Source organism: Bacteroidia bacterium, assembly GCA_027493955.1.
Taxonomy (GTDB): Bacteria; Bacteroidota; Ignavibacteria; order SZUA-365; family SZUA-365; genus JAOSJT01.
This window is the reverse complement of the sequence record JAOSJT010000001.1, coordinates 2,777,157-2,794,532: the sequence shown is the minus strand read 5'-3', so window position 1 is coordinate 2,794,532 and position 17,376 is coordinate 2,777,157. Positions and strand designations below refer to the sequence as shown.

8 protein-coding genes are annotated in these 17,376 nt (G+C 57.5%); 5 read left to right on the top strand and 3 right to left on the bottom strand.

Translation table 11 applies throughout. The annotated features are described in order from the left end of the window. Window positions 1-99 precede the first annotated feature (99 nt). Both M5R41_10665 and M5R41_10660 read left to right on the top strand, forming a co-directional pair. Window positions 100-3,093: a hypothetical protein gene (locus tag M5R41_10665; protein ID MCZ7556850.1), complete on the top strand. Its 2,994-nt coding sequence runs from the start codon at window positions 100-102 to the stop codon at window positions 3,091-3,093. Between the two features lie 158 nt (window positions 3,094-3,251). Then, window positions 3,252-6,251 carry a T9SS type A sorting domain-containing protein gene (locus M5R41_10660; protein MCZ7556849.1) on the top strand — a complete coding sequence of 1,000 codons (3,000 nt, stop codon included), beginning with the start codon at window positions 3,252-3,254 and terminating at the stop codon, window positions 6,249-6,251. Here the strand turns inward: M5R41_10660 and M5R41_10655 are convergent. Continuing rightward, window positions 6,248-6,412 carry a hypothetical protein gene (locus M5R41_10655; GenBank protein ID MCZ7556848.1) on the bottom strand — a complete coding sequence of 55 codons (165 nt, stop codon included), beginning with the start codon at window positions 6,410-6,412 and terminating at the stop codon, window positions 6,248-6,250. The genes M5R41_10660 and M5R41_10655 overlap by 4 nt on opposite strands. Window positions 6,413-6,570: 158 nt before the next feature. Between M5R41_10655 and M5R41_10650 the strand changes: the two genes are divergently transcribed. From M5R41_10650 to M5R41_10640, 3 genes are read left to right on the top strand one after another with little or no spacing between them, the layout of a single operon-like run. Beyond that, complete coding sequence (locus M5R41_10650) at window positions 6,571-8,259, top strand: hypothetical protein (GenBank protein MCZ7556847.1); 1,689 nt, start codon at window positions 6,571-6,573, stop codon at window positions 8,257-8,259. Next, window positions 8,243-14,176: a hypothetical protein gene (locus tag M5R41_10645; GenBank protein ID MCZ7556846.1), complete on the top strand. Its 5,934-nt coding sequence runs from the start codon at window positions 8,243-8,245 to the stop codon at window positions 14,174-14,176. Before M5R41_10650 ends, M5R41_10645 begins: the two co-directional genes overlap by 17 nt. A 2-nt stretch (window positions 14,177-14,178) precedes the next feature. Beyond that, window positions 14,179-16,329, top strand: coding sequence for a hypothetical protein (locus M5R41_10640; protein MCZ7556845.1), 2,151 nt, complete (start codon window positions 14,179-14,181; stop codon window positions 16,327-16,329). On the opposite strand, the gene M5R41_10635 is transcribed toward M5R41_10640, so the two are convergent. Both M5R41_10635 and M5R41_10630 read right to left on the bottom strand, forming a co-directional pair. After that, on the bottom strand, window positions 16,316-17,017 hold the full coding sequence (locus tag M5R41_10635; GenBank protein ID MCZ7556844.1) for a gamma-glutamyl-gamma-aminobutyrate hydrolase family protein: 702 nt from the start codon (window positions 17,015-17,017) through the stop codon (window positions 16,316-16,318). The genes M5R41_10640 and M5R41_10635 overlap by 14 nt on opposite strands. Beyond that, window positions 17,018-17,374, bottom strand: coding sequence for a DUF971 domain-containing protein (locus tag M5R41_10630; protein ID MCZ7556843.1), 357 nt, complete (start codon window positions 17,372-17,374; stop codon window positions 17,018-17,020). Between the last annotated feature and the right edge of the window lie 2 nt (window positions 17,375-17,376).

Sequence of the window (17,376 nt, the reverse complement as noted above, 5' to 3'; positions counted from 1 at the left end):
CCGGTTCCGCTCTCCCCCCTGATTCCCAGCAGCCCCGGTCGCGCTGATCGTATCGTCTGCAGCCCTTCTGTCGCCTGAATATTTCGTATGGTGATAGCAATGAAGCACATACTCATCCTCCTGTTTCTGCTGCCAACTTCCGCGAATGCCCAATTCTGCGAAACGGTGACAGACAGCGCGTGGTCGGCACGCTTCGATGCGCTGCTGGCGCAACGCGATCCCATGTTCCGTGCGCTCGCAGATACGGGCGTGGTGGAGGTGCCGGTGATCTTCCATGTGCAGACACAGGGCGGGTCGCCGGTTGTCAGTGACGGGCGAATCGGTGATGCTTTGAAGACGACTAACGAGTATTATTTCAGGGGAGGAATCCGTTTCGTGCGCTGCGGCGAAACCAGGTACTATCCCGAAGGAACATCGCCGGAATGTAACAATCCCGCGGTAAACGTCGATGTGTATCGCTCCTCGACGGGATGTGCGTACGAGGTCGGCGGGAGAGTGTATATAAACATTGCCTGCCCCAGGACGCTGGAAAATATCCTCAGCCACGAGCTCGGTCATACCGTCGGTCTGCCGCATACACATGGACCCACGAACAGCGGCACAACCACCGAACTCGTAGACGGCAGTAATTGCACAACGGCGGGCGATAAATTTTGCGACACGCCGGCCGATCCGAATCTGAACGGCAAAGTCGATGCCGCGTGCCGCTACACCGGTACCGCCCGTGATCTCCGCGGCATGGAATATCAGCCCTTGACGAACACTGTCATGTCGTATACGGCGTCGCACTGCGCCGATAGTCTCACACCGATGCAGCTTGCCCGCGCACGCGCCGTGGCGCTCAGCACAGGATACGATTGTTGTCATGTCGCGCCTCCGCAACTCCACGATACCAGCGTCTGCGTCGGCACAAGCGTGGTATTGACGGCAACAACGAGTGCCCCGGACGTACGCTGGTTCGATGCCGCGAAAGGAGGTACACTGCTGGGAAGCGGTCGGGTGTTCGTCACACCGCCGGTCAGCGAGGACCGGAGCTGGTTCGCGGAGGCTGTCGATTCCTGTATCAGCCGCCGTGCCCGCGTAACGGTCACCGTTGGATCGATGCCTGATGTTGTTACCGAGGGTGCTCTCGCGGTGTTCGATCCCGATACCGCGAAACAATCCACCATAAAAATCCTGACTGCGGACTCACTGGGAATTGTTCTTCAGGCGGACGGTGGTGCGCTGTGGTATTTCGACGGCAGATCAGGCAGCGGAAGGCAACTCGCCGCATCGCCCCCTGTGGGAAAAAGCCTTCTCTCCGTTCTCCTCTGGAATAACATGTTGCTCTACTTCCTCTACGATGAAGTGCTTGGCCCCTCGCTCCATCGTGTCGATCTGCCATCAGGGAACACGACGGAAATTTTCGTACAGAATGAGCGCTGGAGACCCAGCAACTTCTGGCTCACTCCCATTGATGGCGCGGTGGTCTTTTTTCTCAACGGAGGTGAATACAAGACGGAGTTGTGGCGCTCGGACGGAACCACAACCGGAACATATCTTGTGAAACAATTTCCCTACACAGATATATTCAGCGCTTTTAATATTACCGCCGTTGATGGTAAAGCGGTGTTTCGTGCGGACGACTTCGAGCATGGTCCCGAGCTTTGGGTTACGGATGGAAGCGAATCCGGCACGCGAATGATCGCCGATATCCGGCCGGGGCTCAATGGCAGCAACCCGGCTTCGTTTGCCCAATCCGACGGACTTGTGTACTTCAGAGCAGATGACGGAGTCACAGGCGCAGAGCTGTGGGTGACCGATTTCACGCACGAAGGTACGCACAGAGTGGCGGATATCAATCCGGGGGCGGGAAGTTCCTCCCCTGCTTCGCTCACAAGCCGTAACGGCTTGCTTTTCATGAGCGCGGACAACGGTTCCGGAGGATTTGAGCCCTTTGTGAGCGATGGCACGTCGGAGGGGACACAGTGGATCGAGAACATCAATCCGGGACGGAGCAGCTTCCCGGAACATTTTACCGCACTGGGAGAAAGGATTTTCTGCCTCGCTGACGGAGGGAATGGTGCTGAGCTGTGGGAATTGCTCGACAGGGGAGTGAAAGGAGCGAAATTAGTGAAACGCATCGATCCTGTTCTCATACAACGAATCACCGAACTCGCAGTCCATGATTCCTTGCTGTTCTTTGCAGCGAATGACAGGGACCACGGGATTGAACTCTGGTGCAGCGACGGTTCGGAAGACGGGACACGGATGTACGCGGATATCGATACAGTGTCCTCGTCCCGGCCGGAGGGATTCAGGACACTGGGAGGCAAGCTGTATTTTATCGCATCGAATCACCACGGTGCAGCACTTCATACCATTTCCTCCGATGCTGCGACTGTTTGTTCCGGCGAGCGTGCACGACTCATGATTGTGCATACCACCGGTGTGCTTCGCTGGTATACCAACGAGAGCGGAGGCGATCCTATAGGCAGCGGGCGGGTATTCGACACACCTCCGCTTGAGGAATCAGCAACGTTCTGGGTGGAAGTCGATGACGGCGTCTGCGTGAGTCCGAGGAAACCTTTGCGAGTTCACGTTCGGGCTTCCCGTCCTCGCATCAGCGGTCCGTCTTCTGTACTTCTCGGCAGCGACGTGATGCTCGAGGCCGCTGTTCCGGGCGGTGTGATAGAGTGGCATGCGAGGGGTGATGGAACTGCGCCACTCGACACAGGAAGCACGTTGCATATTTCTTCCTTGCAATGCGATACCACCGTGTTTGCCCGATCGGTGGAAGGTCCATGCTCCAGTGCTCTGGTGCCGCATCGGATCTCTGTCCACACAGGCACGGATGTCTCCACCGTGACACACGCCGCGCATTTTCATCTGCATCCCTTTCCAGCGAGCGACCGACTCACCGTTGATCTGGGCGAGGTGTTCAACGGGGACCTTCGGGTTACAGACCTCCTGGGCAGGGAGCTACTGCACCGGCGGGTATCATTCGATGGTCGGTATGAGCTCAACGTCGCGGAGCTTCGTGCCGGGACCTACTTTCTGGAATTGTCAGATCGCGTTTCGCGCAGAGCGAAAATGTTTATGGTCGCCCGATAGGAGATGAATGGAATGGTTGTGAAGGCCACGCTGTTGCAAGGCCAAACGCGATTATAGCACGAGGGCGAAAGTACGTACATTCCCACATCTCTGTACAGGCACAGCGCGAAGCGAATCGCATGCAAGCACATTTGTCGTAGCCGTTGACGGGACATATCATGAAAGCTCTTCCACTCCTCTTCATCCTCTTTACTGTGTCTGCGAATGCCCAATTCTGCGAAACGGTGACAGACAGCGCGTGGTCGGCACGCTTCGATGCGCTGCTGGCGCAACGCGATCCCGTGTCCCGCGCGTTCGCGGATACGGGCGTGGTGGATGTACCGGTGTTGTTTCACGTGCAGACGCAAAACACCGCGCCGGTGATATCCCTGCAGCGTATCAACGACGCATTGAGGGCGACGAACGAGTGGTTTTTCGCGGCGGGTGTGCGCTTTGTCCGCTGTGGCGAGGTGCAGTATTACGCGGAGGGCTCCTCGCCGGCGTTCAATAATCGCGCGGTCAACGTCAGCATGTACAAGGCGGCTTCAGGATGTGGCTATGAATCGGGCGGTTCGGTGCACATCAACGTCAATTGCAACAGGACACTGGAGAACATCCTGAGCCACGAGCTGGGGCATGTGCTCGGCCTTCCTCATACGCATGGCTACACCAACAGCGGCACGACAGACGAACTTGTGGACGGCAGCAATTGCGCGACGCATGGCGACCGCTTCTGCGATACACCGGCAGATCCGAATTTGCTCGGCAAGGTGAACGGCAGTTGCGGCTATATCGGCAGCGCGCTCGACGCAAACGGCATGGCATACAGGCCGAATACGCACAACATCATGTCCTATACGTCGTCGGCGTGCGCGGACACTCTGACGCCGATGCAGCTTGCCCGCGTCCGCGCCGTCGCGCTTGCGGGGAAGCGCGAATGCTGTTTCGTCGCACCGCCGTTGGTTCGGGACACCACGGTGTGCCGTGGAGAAAGCGCAATTCTTACCGCCATCGGCATGGGAAACGAGATACGCTGGTATGATGCGGTTGAAGGCGGCCAGCCGGTCGGTTACGGGGCGGTATTCGTCACACCGCCCGTGGAAGAAAGCCGGGCCTGGTATGCGGAGGTCGTGGATTCCTGCGTGAGCAATCGTGCCAGAGTTGTTGTGCGCATCGCGCTTGCATCGGGAGTTATTCCGGAAATTGCCCGTGTCGTCGCGCGGCCGGATACCTCCGCGCGACCATCGCTGTTCAGGATATTCGCGAATGACGATATTCTGCTGTTCCAGACCTCGGACGGCGCGTTATGGTCCAGCGATGGCACGAGCGAAGGTACAAGGCGAGTTGCGCAGAAACCCGCGGGGAACGAAGTGTACCTGACGGATGCAATTATCCGGAGAGAGATGGTTCTCTACGGAGTGAACGACCGCGGCACGGGTCCCATGCTGTTTCGTACCGGGCTCGATGGAAGCGGCACAACCGAGCTGCTCAGGATAACCGGTCGGGACGGATTCAGCAACTTCATGCTGACCGCTCTGGATTCTGTGGTCGTGTTCATCCTCAATGACGGTAATGACAAGGCGGAGATCTGGCGCAGCGATGGCACCGCTTCCGGTACCGCAAAGGTCGTGTCACATCCGCATACCAGCGCCTACAACGATTTCGGGCTGCTTTCCGATGGCGGGGTGGTGTACTATCAGGCCTCCGACTCTCTGCATGGGAGCGAGCTCTGGCGCAGCGACGGCACCACGCAGGGTACATACATGGTCGCGGACATCGCACCGGGGACGGCGGACGGTGATCCCGGAGATTTCGTCTTGTCGGATGGTATGCTCTATTTTTCGGCGGATGATGGGGCTGCGGGCCGCGAACTGTGGGTCAGTGACGGAACGGCGCAGGGGACACGGCTCGCGGCCGATATCCGACCCGGCGCGGATAGCGGCAACCCGGGCGGCTTGACTGCGCTCAACGGCTTCCTCTTTCTCTACGCGGACGATGGTGCGCACGGTCCCGAACCCTGGATCAGCGACGGTACTCCGGAAGGTACGCGTATGATAGCCGACATCCGCAAGGGCAACGGGAGTTTTCCGCAGCACTTCATTGCCTTGCAGGACCGCGTGTTCTGTGTCGCCAACGACGGAAGCGGTGCCGAATTGTGGGAGCTGCTCAACGGCGGACGTGCGGGTGCCGCTGTCGTCAAGGACATCCATCCCTTCTCCGGATCAGGTATCGCGTCCATGATCAGTACCGGGGCGGAATTGTATTTCACGGCAAACGATGCGCAACACGGAAACGAACTCTGGCGCAGCGATGGAACCGTGGAAGGAACACGTCTGGTGGCGGATATCGACAGTACAGCTTCGTCCTCTCCGGACGGACTGACGATGCTGGCGGAGAAGTTGGTGTTTTTTGCCCGCGAAGGCTCGCAGGGTCCCGCGCTCTATACGATTGCGCAACCGGATGTGGCCGTGTGCCGTGGTGAGTCCGCGATACTGCAGGTGGGCAATACCAATACGACGGTCCGTTGGTATGGTGAGCAGAGTGGTGGCCCGGTGTTGCACGAGGGCAGAACGTATCAGACAGCTCCGCTTGCCGGGTCCAGAATGTACTGGGCGGAAGTGACGAACGGCAGTTGCGTGAGTGCGCGCCGGGCGATCCCCGTCCGCGTACTCGCAGAGGATCCGGTGATCACTGGTCCCACCGAGGTCACTCGCGGAGGCGACGTCACTCTTGAGGCGGTTGGCGGCGGCGGAGTCGTCGAATGGCACGCGAAAGACGACGGGAGCGCGCTCATAGATACCGGACGCGTACTGCTTCTGTCCTCGATGCAGAGCAGCGTAACTGTGTTCGCGCGCTGTGTGGAAGGTCGCTGCGTCAGTTCCTTCGTGCCGCATCGCATCGAGGTGCGCGGGAGCACGAACGTCCCGGCACTCGCGCAGGGAAACACGATCGAGTTGCATCCATCGCCGGCGCGGGATGTGTTGCATATACGATTGACCTCTCCCTTCTCCGGCGAACTCCGCATTGTGGATTTGCTCGGAAGAACCGTACACACTCAGTCCGCCGTCATTCCTGATGCGCATGTCGTCGGCGTTTCGCGACTGCTTCCGGGTATGTACATGCTGATGCTGACCAATGGTGCGGGCAGCACCGTCCGTCCCTTTATGGTCGCGCCCTAGCCGTCCATCGCAACCACTTCTGCGTGGAGTAGCTGTTGCGCGATTGCCGTCGCGAGGGAGAGTCGGAGCGGAGCGACCGCAGTACAGGGAAGAACCGGGGTAAACAAACGCAGAGCACTTTGGGAATTCATCGCTCCGATAGTCGGTGCGAGCCGCCGCATTCCTCTTCCTGATAGCTTCGAAAAAATATTTTTTGGATTTAATAAAAAATCTAATTATGATAGATGCTATCCGAATTCCACGAGTACAGACAGGCCGGAGTTTCCTATGAAACTCCACCGCCAACAGTGTCATCACCAGTCACAGGACCATTTGTCCCTTGATCGCAGAGTACAGTACGGCACCCCGATTCCCGCGTCTGGCGGTCTTCATCCTGTTGTTCTGCGCGCATGCTTACAGTGCATGGTCGCAGGACCTGGGCGCCATCGGGAGCAGCGATCCGATCCGTGCGGGTGGAAGCGTTTCCGCCAGGACGGTGATGTATTCCGCCAGTGAAATCCGCGGGCGACGGCAACCGTTTTCCTGGGTGTTGAACGGTACCGTCAATGTGAGTCTGTACGATGTCGATATGCCATTCAGTTTTACCTTCAGCGAACAGGAGCGCAGCTTCGCGCAGCCCTTCAATCAGTTTGGTGTGAGTCCCCGTTACCAATGGGCCACAGGACACTTCGGCTATCGCAACCTCACGTTTTCTCCGTACACCCTCTCGGGGCATCAGATGCTGGGGGCGGGATTCGAGCTCAATCCCGGCATCGTGCGCGCCGGATTCATGTACGGACGCTTTCAACGGGCGGTGGAGGAGGATACCGCAGCTTCGCGTTTCGTGCAGCCGGCGTACGAGCGAAGCGGCTTTGCCGGAAAAATCGGTGTCGGGAGCGGGAGCGAATTCATCGATCTCATTTTCCTCAAGGCCAAGGACGATCCCGCCAGTCTGCGCAGCGCGCCCCGCAACAGTCTGGTGCTGCCGGGGGAAAACCTGGTTTTGGGATTCACGGGTGGCGCGACACTGTTTGGCGGCCTGCGTGTCACACTCGATGCCGCAGCCAGCGATTACACCAGGGACGTTCGCGCCATGTCCATCGAGACATCGAACAACACGCACCTCGATGCCTTCGATGCGTTGATTGATCAGCGCGGATCTTCACAGTTTTACACCGCTGTCCGCGGCGGACTGGCCTGGAACGCCCAACGATGGGGCGTCGGCTTCAATTATGCGCGCATCGATCCGGATTATCAGTCCATGGGCGCGTATTACGTGGGCAGCGATATCGAAAGCTTCAGTCTCGCGCCGCGCTTTATTCTCTGGAACGGCGCTGTACGCGTGAACGCCAACGTCACCCAGCGGTACGACAATCTTCAGAACAAGAAGGCGGCGACCACCTCGCGCCTGCTCCCCATGGTGAACGTGAGCGTGCAGCCCGCGCCGCATTACGGTATCGATGTGCAGTACAGCGATGTGCTCACCTCGCAGTCCGCTGGCAGGAAACCCCTCAGCGATACGACGCGTCTTGACAGCTCCACACCGATGCTCACGGTCGCACCGCGCTACTCCATTCTCGGTACTGATGGGACGCATACATTTCTCGCAAACGTCACCTATCAGACGCTGAACGACCACAATACATTTTCATCCCGCTATTCCGAGTACAGCACAACGAACATGCACCTTGCGTACTCGCTGTCGCTTCCGAAGCTGCACTGGTCCTTTACGCTTTCCGGAAACGCCACGCAGATGCGGAACGCCGCGGGTACTTTCCGGAACAGCGGCTTCTCGCTCGGCGCGGGAAAAAGTTTGCTCGAACAGGCCCTGCGGTTGAACGGCAGCTTCGGCATGTCGTTTCACGCCGCGGGCGAAACCATGACAAGCACTATCGCGGGCACCTATTCCGTGCAGCGGCGGCACAATTTCAGCGCACAAATTGCGCATGTGTCGTCCAATGCCGGTTACTATGCGCAAAAGACATTTTCGGAAATCACTTTGGTGTTGGGCTATGCATACACATTCTGATTCAAGGACCCGATGGGTTGCCGTCGTGGCAGGACTGCTCCTGATGGCTGCGGCCGTGCAGGCGCAGACGGACATCACCGTCATCACGCAGGTGCTGCCGCCGTATTCGCCCTATCTGTCGGACTACGTCACCATCGAGAACAAGGTGGTGATCACGCTTACCAACACCACTCCGTCACCAAAAAGCGTCCGTCTGGTCGGCCGCATCGAAAGCGAGGGCGGAATCACGATCACCATTCCACAGGATTATTTGCCGCCGCAGAGCATCGATCTCGCGCCGAACGAAACCCGCCCACTGATGGGATTTGATCTCGAGACCTATCTCAATCCGGATGTCCTGCAATTCGCCGGCATTACCAAGGCGCAGGTGGTGCAGGGGAACGGCCTCCCCGAGGGCGATTACAGCTTCTGTATTCAGGCGGTGGATTATCAGAGCGGCACACCGTTGTCTCTGCCCGCGCCGTCGGGTTGCGCGTATTTCTCCATCACGCATTTCGAGCCGCCTGATATTCTCATGCCAGAATGCAATGGCAACGCCGCGGCCCAGACGCCGCAGAATCTTGTACTGAGTTGGACCATCCCCGCCGGAGCTCCGCCGCAGCATATCGAATACGTCATCACCATGGCGGAAATGATTCCGCAGCAGATAGACGCCACGCAGGCCATTCTCGCGGCTACAGATCCACCGTTTTTCTCGACGGTGGTGCAGACGAATTCCTTCCTTTTCGGACCTGACGCGCCGCAGCTCGAAAAGGGAAAACGCTATGCCTGGCGCGTCACCGCCAGAAGCCGTGATGGCGCACCCAAACTGCTTTTCAAAAACAACGGACACAGCGGGGCATGCTTTTTCCTCTGGCAGGATGGCATGCAGCAACAGGGAGATGGTGAGGGCGACCAGGATCAGGACCAGGTAGATATTGAGGAACAGTACGCCAGCGACTGCGAGGTGCTGAACTGTGCGCCGCAACCCATCGCGACCGGACCGGCGGCGAACAAGAATTTCAACCTCGGGGATGAAATCCAGATCGGCTACTTCATCATGCGTCTGACCCAGCTTTCCTCATCGAGCGCGGCGAGTTTGAGCGGCGAGGGCGAGGTGGACATGCCGCTGTTTAAAACCAAGCTCAAGGCGACGTTCTCCAACCTTCAGGTGAACAATGAGAATAAGGTGTTCTCCGGCAAGGTTATCGGCGCCTACGATCCCGGTGCGCAGGTCAATCAGGCGCTGAAGGATGTTTCGGACAACCTGGACAACATCACCGGAGAGTACGTCAAATCCGTCACCGATTATGTTAAGGGAGCACAGAAGTACGTCGAGAATTTCGTGAATCTCGAAGCGAAGGGCCTGCCCTTCGCGATGAGCAAGCTGCTGTCCGGGAATATCCAATTGATCAACATTGCGGCGATTGAATTCGCCCCCGATGGCGCGCGCCTCAATGCGTTTTTTGATATGCCGATTCCTGAGGCCAACAATAAAATCCTCGCCTTCGGACAGAAAAACCTCTGCTTCCATCCCACCGGTTTGAGCGTCGGTGGATTGCAGAAGCTCACCATGCTCGGGAATGACTATACTTTTCCCTGGGGACAGAACGTGGACTGCACCATCAAAGCCGTCAATGGCAACAATGGCGGGACCTATGTCGCCTGGGATTGCGAGGGCTTTAAGGAGATACAGATCGACGGCATGTTCACCTTCAAGGGGGGAATGCTCAAGGCCAAGCAAGGCAACGATCCCGTGACCGCTTCGTTTAAATTCAACGGCACCACCTGGGGCGATTTGCTTGGAGAAGTCACCATGACGCCGTTCAGCATTGCGGGTTTCGAGGGCATGGACGTCACGCTCGATAAAGTGGTGATGGACTTCTCGGACACGCGCAATCCCGAGGGCATGGTCTACCCGCAGAATTATCAGGGGCCGCAGGGCAACGACTGGCGCGGTTTCTATTTCAACAAGGTGACCATTGTCCTGCCGGACTATCTGAAGAAAGGGAACGATCCGGTATCCGTTACCATGAGCAATGCCCTGATCAACAAGCAGGGATTCACGGGCAGTCTGATGGTGCAGCCGGTGTTCAGCACCGATCAGGGGAACCTCGGTGGTTGGGCATTCTCGATGGATAAAATCGAAATCGACATCGTCAACAATACGTTGGCGAAGGGATTGTTCAACGGCAAGCTGCGCATCCCGATATCCAAGACCGATCTGGGGTACAGTTGTGTGTTGTCCTCATCGCAACAGGGTCTGAAAACAGCCTTTGCTGTGGAAAATCTGGGCGATATCGAAGTGGACATGTGGGGAGCGACTTTGTCCATCATGGAGGGGTCTTCCGTAAGCGTCGAGGCACAGGGTAATGACGTGCTTGTGCAGGCGGTGCTCAGCGGCGAGCTCACGATCAATAAAGAATTTCCGGACATGAAAAACGTGAATGTGAACATCCCCGATGTGGAGTTCAAGGATTTCACGATCCGGAATAAGAAACCCTACCTCTCGGCAGAGTACTTCAAATTCGCGAGTGAGGAGAAAAAATTCGCTGGTTTCCCCATTTCCATCGATCCGGAAAAAGGCATCATGCTCAAATTCGACGGCGACAGCCGCGTCGGCTTGCAGCTGGCCTTCAACATCGGACTGGACGGAAACGAGGAGAGCGCGCTCAGCGGTGGTACCGCGTTCACCGTCTGGGGAAAGATGGTGCAGCAGAACAATAAGCAGACCTGGACACTCGATACACCGGAACTCAACTCCATCTGGATCGATGCCAGCATCGCGGCCTGCGAGATCAAGGGATCGGTAGATTTGTACAAAGGCGATGTCAAATACGGCAATGGCTTCCGCGGCGCGCTGGAGGTAACGTTCAGGCCGCTGGTGAAGATTTCGGCGACGGTGCAGTTCGGCAGCACCAAGTACAAATCCGCGAATACCTACCGTTACTGGTATGTCGATGGCATGGCCGTTATGGGTGTGGGAATCCCGATCTATCCAGGTCTGGGAATTTACGGTTTCGGCGGCGGCGCATATTATCACATGAAACCCGTCAGCCCGGTGCCCTCGGCGGCGTCGCTCTCCGGTGACCCAAATAATGTGGATGATTTTGATCTTGATTCGCCGGGTCTGACGTCGACGAAGGTTGTGTACGAGCCGGACGGCAACATCGCCTTCGGATTCAAGGCCACCATTGTGCTCGGGACCATGCCCAGTCCAAGGGCTTTTAACGGCGACATTACGATCGAAGCGTCGTTCTTTGAAGGCGGTGGCCTGAATGAAATAGCACTTTCCGGCAATGGGTATTTCGTTCAGATCCCCGATCCGAAGGCGCGTCCCGGCAACGACGCCGTACTCAAAGCTTCGGTGATGTTCAAGTATTCCAACGCGCAGAAAACATTTGACGGCCTGATTTCGATTACCTTCAACGTCAAGGCCGGGAATCAGGAACTGATCGCCGGCGGCGGCGACGCATCCATGCATTTCAGCAAGGACAAGTGGTTTATAAAGTTCGGAGAGCCCGACAATCGCTTCGCCCTGTCGGTACTCGGTCTGATCGACATCGACTCCTATTTCATGATCGGCAAGAACAGCCTGCCGGGCATGCCGGATCTGCCGTCGAGTCCCATCGACTTCTACAACAAGCTCCCGAGCTTCAACGACCAGAATGCGCGCAAGCCCGCAGTCAACGGCGGCAGCGGTTTCGCGATGGGACAAATGCTGAGCGTGGATACCGGGAAGCTGAAATTCCTCGTGTTCTACGCCCATATCGCCATCGCGTTCGGGTACGACGTCTCCATCCTCCAAACAGATGCCACCTGCGCCAATGTGGAAGGCAAAATGGGGCTCAACGGCTGGTATGCTACGGGTCAGGTGTACGCCGGCATCGAGGCCAAGGTCGGCATCGATATCAACCTCTGGTTTGTGAAGAAGGATATCGTGCTGCTCGAAGTCGGTCTCATCGCCGCGCTGAAGGGCGGCCTTCCGAATCCGACATGGCTGCAGGGTGAAGTCGCCGGGTATTACAGCATTCTCGACGGACTGCTGACAGGCCACTGCTCGTTCAAGTTCAAGTATGGCGACGTCTGCGACCCCAACGAAGGCGATCCTTTCGGCGGGCTCAAGGTCATTTCCGACGTGACGCCGGAAGGGAACGATGTGGACTGCTTCGTCTTCCCGGAAGTCGCGTTCAATCTGCCGGTGGGGCAGGACAAGATCATGGCTGTGGAGGTGCTCAAGGACAAGGACAAGACGGAAATCATCAAGTTCCGTTTTGACATCAAAACGTTCGAGATCCGCAAGAAAAACGGCAACGCGAAAGTGGCCGGGAGCTTTGCGAAATTCAACAACGCCATGTCCGCACAATTCGAAGCGGATGAAATGTTCGACGAGAAAACGGATTTCGTGTTGAAAATCGAAATCCACGGCGATCGCATGGTGAACAATCAGTGGATTCGCATCAAGGAATGCGCGAATTGTCCGAAAGATCATATCGAATCGCGGACCGTGAATTTCAGGACCGGCACCGCGCCGGAGCATTTCCGCAACGATCTTATCGTCGAAACGCGCCCCGCGCGCATGCAGCGGTACTATCCGTACTCGCAGTACAGCAAGGGGCACATCAGTTTCAAACAGTACCCGAGCAATATTCCGGCACTCACACCCGATGATCCGAATTATCAGTACCGCTACGAAGTGCGCTTCCACAAGGTGGGAGGTGGTGCATCGCAGGTGCACACCTCTTCATTGCAGTGGGAAAACAGTGGATCCTTCAAAGGGGTGCGCTTCGATCTCCCGACGCATCTCAAGGAAACGATTTACATCGCGCAGGTCGTGCGCGTGCGTGAGCTGAAGGCAGGCAAACAGGACAAGGGCGGTTTTGCGCTGGTCAACGAGAAAAAAGCAGTAGGCGGTGGTCAAACCGTGACGCAGCGAACCGCCCGGCTCAACTCCACACGCATTGCCGATGATGAATTCCTCGTGTACCAGTTGGCATACAAGACCAGTCAATTTTGGACGTACAAAGCGAAGCTCGACGATTATTTGTCGAGCCCACCTACATTCTCCAGGATGTCCACGAACAAGTCCTCGCACGATTACAACAAGATCTTCCTCAAATTCAAGGGCAAGGAGCCCCTCGATCCCTACGACATCGAGGAGTATTCCTGGTCCAAGGGGTCCATCACCAACTATGTGCCACCCATGTTGCGTGTGGAAGCGGAGAACCGCTCCGGACCCGGTACCATCGCGAAGTACTGGAGACAACTGTATGAGGAATACTACCGCTATAGTCTGGAAGACCAGTACATTCGGACCGTGTATATTCAGTCGCTGCCGCTCAATGGGGGGTTGAATCCCAACACGGTACGGGTGTATCCCAGCGAGAATCAGTATCGTCCGGGCAGCCGCCTGACGCACGGGACGCGGCTCGCCGATGTCCGCTTCCCCAACTGGGCTACCGACATCTCCTATCAGGGGAACATGCATGACGGAAAACTCACCAACGAGGAAATCAACGCCGTGTTCTGGAAAGGATATAACCCGCCGAAGCAGGGAGGTCCCGCCGGATCCAAGACGGTGAATGCCAAGGTCGGTCAGGTCGCCAATCAGAATCCCATGCTCAACCAGAACATGAATATCAAAGTGAACGAGATCAACCACCTCGTCATTCGCTACGACGTTCCGGCCGTGCTGGAGAAGGACCGCGGACTCATCGTGGACGAGCTGATGCGCCGCTATGGAAACGTGCTTGGCCAGACACCCGCCTTCTGGCATTTCATGCGTCATAATCTCGACGCACAGAGCGCCAGCGCCATCGGTGTGGAGAACTATGATTTCTGGGATATGAAATTCCCGAGCAACGCAAAGATCTATCTCAAGTACCACGTCGAGGGCATGGGATACGACCTGCCACGTGACTATACGTTCAAGGATTGACAATGATGAACACCATGAAAGGTCTTGTTCACGCCACTCAGACCGGCTTTTTCCTGATGTCGGTTCCGTTCCTCCTGGGCGCGGCGTTCTCCGTCGCAGGGGCGCAGACCGGCACCGCAAGCGAAGAAAAAGCTCCGCCTCCACGAAATCTGCATCTGGTTGTTCGTACGGCACCGGATTCCATCGTGCTGCGTTGGGGTACGACGGACTATGTCACATGGAAAACCGCCGCAGCGGCCGGGTACGTCATCGAGCGGGCGGAACTCGCGAAACGTGGCGGCGCCTCTCTGGAGCCCCAATGGAAGCGTCTGACCGAAGCGCCGCTGAAACCGTTGCGTATCGAAGACTGGAAGCTCCGCTTTGCGCCGGAAGATTCGCTTGCCGGAGCCGCTGTGCAATCGTTCTATGGAGAGAGCATCAGTACGACAAACGATCCTTTTGGATCCCTGTATGAAATGTATCTCCAGCAGCAGAATCTCCACGGCTTTGGTCTGTTTCTTGCCGATATCAGACCCGATCTCGCGGACGGTCTCGGGCTGCGTTTTGCTGACAGGAGTGTCGAGCGTGGCAAGCCGTATGTCTACAGACTGTATGCGGCGACACAGAATCCCGATAACCCGGTGGATACCGCATTTGCCGTTGCCACCGCCAAAGACGACAATCCTCTGACTCCCGTCACAAAACTCACTGCGGTCGAGGACGAAAAACTTGTCGTGTTGCGTTGGGACAGGGAGGAAAGCGCGGCGTACGGCGGCTTCGTCATCGAACGTTCCAAAGATGGTGGCGGGAGCTTCACACGCGTGACGCCGCTCCCGTATCTTCCGCTGGTCAATCCTTCGGTGGAGGACGTCGGCAGCTACCATGAGTACCGCGTCAAACAGCAGCGAAATTACGAAGCCGCACAGTACCGCGTCAGCGGGGTAAACGCGTTTGGCATGCTCTCGCCGGCGGGAACGGTTGTGACCGCGATGGGCCGGGATAAAACCGCACCGCGGCAGCCGGCCATACTTCCGCATGAGATTGTGGATGAGGTGTCCGTGAAAATATCCTGGGAGGTGCGCGATACCCCCGACAAGGATCTCGATGGTTTCATCATCGCGAAAAGCGAGTCGCCGGATGGTCCCTATGATATCATCAGCGATCTGCTTCCTGTTGGTGCACGCACATATACGGACAGCAACGTGCGCGATCTGCCGCCGCATTACTATGTCGTCTCCGCTGTTGATACAGCCGGCAATTCGCGCATGTCCGCGCCAATGTTTGCCGTCTTTCCCGATTCCATCCCTCCCGCGACACCGTCGGGATTGGTTGGGTCCGTGGACTCAAGTGGCGTCGTACTGCTCCGTTGGACGTCGAATACTGAACAGGATCTTCAGGGCTACCGCGTGTTCTATGCCAACGATCCCTCGCATGAATTTCAGCAGCTCACGACAACGATCGGCACCGATACCATATACACCGACACACTCACGCTGAAAACACTGTCGAAGCACATCTATTATAAGGTCACGGCGCTTGACTGGAATTTCAACCACTCTCCGTTCACGCCCGCACTGGAAGTGAAAAAGCCGGACATCGTTCCTCCTTCCGCGCCGGTGATACGCGATGTGCAAAGCGCGGTGGACGCTGTGACCATATCCTGGTATCGGAGCCCGACATCCGATGCACGCGAGCACGTGCTGCTGCGCCGGCGTGTGGGGGAGACGCAGTGGAGGGAACTGTTGCGGACAGACGAGGCGTCCAGAACGACGCATCGGGACGAGGGGGCCGACGCGGGAGAAGTGTACGAGTATGCCGTTCAGGCACGTGACGAGGACGGGCTGCTGTCACCGCTTTCCAACATCGTCAATGCCCGGAAGGTGGCAGCGGGTACCCGCCCCGGAGCGGAGCAGCTTGTGGCACGGTATGATGCGCAGTCCAATGCTGTGCAGCTTCAGTGGCGATTTACAGGAAATCGTCCCTGTGAGTTTTACCTCTACCGTGGTGCTTCCGCTTCACCGCAGGTGCTGATCAGAACGGAAGGAGATGCTGCGTCGGGCTATGCTGATCGCGACGTACGCAGCGGTGCTACCTATGTGTATGCTGTGAAAGTGGTGTATCCGGACGGCGGCGAATCGCCGCTTGTGCGGGCCGAGGCCGTCAGTATCCCTTGAGAAGGCGTTCTTTGCACGCATCCAGAAAGGCCTGCCCTATGCTGTCCTTGAGCGCATGGCCCTGGGGCAAACGTTCCGGATGCCAGTGAACCAGCAGCAGGAATGGTTTCCCGTCTGGTTGCGCCCACTCGAGTGCTTCCGGCAGGCCGTCGGCGCTCCGCGCCGTGACGCGAAGTCGCGGCGGAATCTGCTCCACCCCCTGATGATGCGCGCTGTTCACAATCGCGAACTGTTCACCACTGAGAGTCGCAAGCATGCTGTCGGGATCGATATGCACTTCATGCTGACGATCCGTTTTGTCCAGGCGGTGATGCCCGTCGTATCCTGCGCCCGGAAGATCCGGGATGAGCACGCCGCCCAATGCCACCGTAGCGATTTGTAATCCACGGCAGATACCAAGGATCGGGATTTCTTTCCGGATCGCGATTTCGATGGCTTCCAGTTCCAGTGCGTCCCGATCCTGGTCCACGTTGCAGAGCGGCAACGCGTCCGCTCTGCCGTAGAGAGCGGGTGCGGGATCCCCGCCACCCGGGAGAAGAAGACCGTGGGCGTCCGCAAGCGCTTCCGCGACATCTTCCCTCCTGGTGACGAAAGTCACGCCGACAGCATCGCGAAGTGACCGCAGCCAGTCGCCATAGCCGCTGTACAGGGAGGGGTCTAAAACCGTGCAAACGATACGCAGCATCATTCAGGCGAGAGACGAGGGGGCGGGTGTGTCACCGGGAGCGGGATTCAAGCGCTGCTCCAATTCGAGAAGATATTCCCAGGAGTAAATGCCGCTGTCGTGGCCATCACCCCAGGATGCCGCCACAGCGTAGTTGCCTACCGGAGCCAGGCGTTTCAGCTCGTACTTGCCGGGTACCGCAATTGGAAGCTGAAGCGGCATTTTGAGATCGCCGAAAATGTCGGTTTCACCCTTGCAGCCGGCACAGGGACATTCGTCACGGAAGAGCTGCAGGGAAATGCGTGTACTATGGCCATCGGACCAGGTAATGCGCAGGTCGCGGCCATCGAGAAGTTTGAATTCCTTCGGGACAGGGGTCATAT

Bases quoted from the DNA above. Each gene is read 5' to 3' on its own strand.
- M5R41_10640 (MCZ7556845.1), top strand. From the start codon at position 14,179: ATGATGAACACCATGAAAGGTCTTGTTCACGCCACTCAGACCGGCTTT.
- M5R41_10645 (MCZ7556846.1), top strand. From the start codon at position 8,243: ATGCATACACATTCTGATTCAAGGACCCGATGGGTTGCCGTCGTGGCA.
- M5R41_10655 (MCZ7556848.1), bottom strand. From the start codon at position 6,412: ATGCGGCGGCTCGCACCGACTATCGGAGCGATGAATTCCCAAAGTGCT.
- M5R41_10660 (MCZ7556849.1), top strand. From the start codon at position 3,252: ATGAAAGCTCTTCCACTCCTCTTCATCCTCTTTACTGTGTCTGCGAAT.
- M5R41_10635 (MCZ7556844.1), bottom strand. From the start codon at position 17,017: ATGATGCTGCGTATCGTTTGCACGGTTTTAGACCCCTCCCTGTACAGC.
- M5R41_10665 (MCZ7556850.1), top strand. From the start codon at position 100: ATGAAGCACATACTCATCCTCCTGTTTCTGCTGCCAACTTCCGCGAAT.
- M5R41_10630 (MCZ7556843.1), bottom strand. From the start codon at position 17,374: ATGACCCCTGTCCCGAAGGAATTCAAACTTCTCGATGGCCGCGACCTG.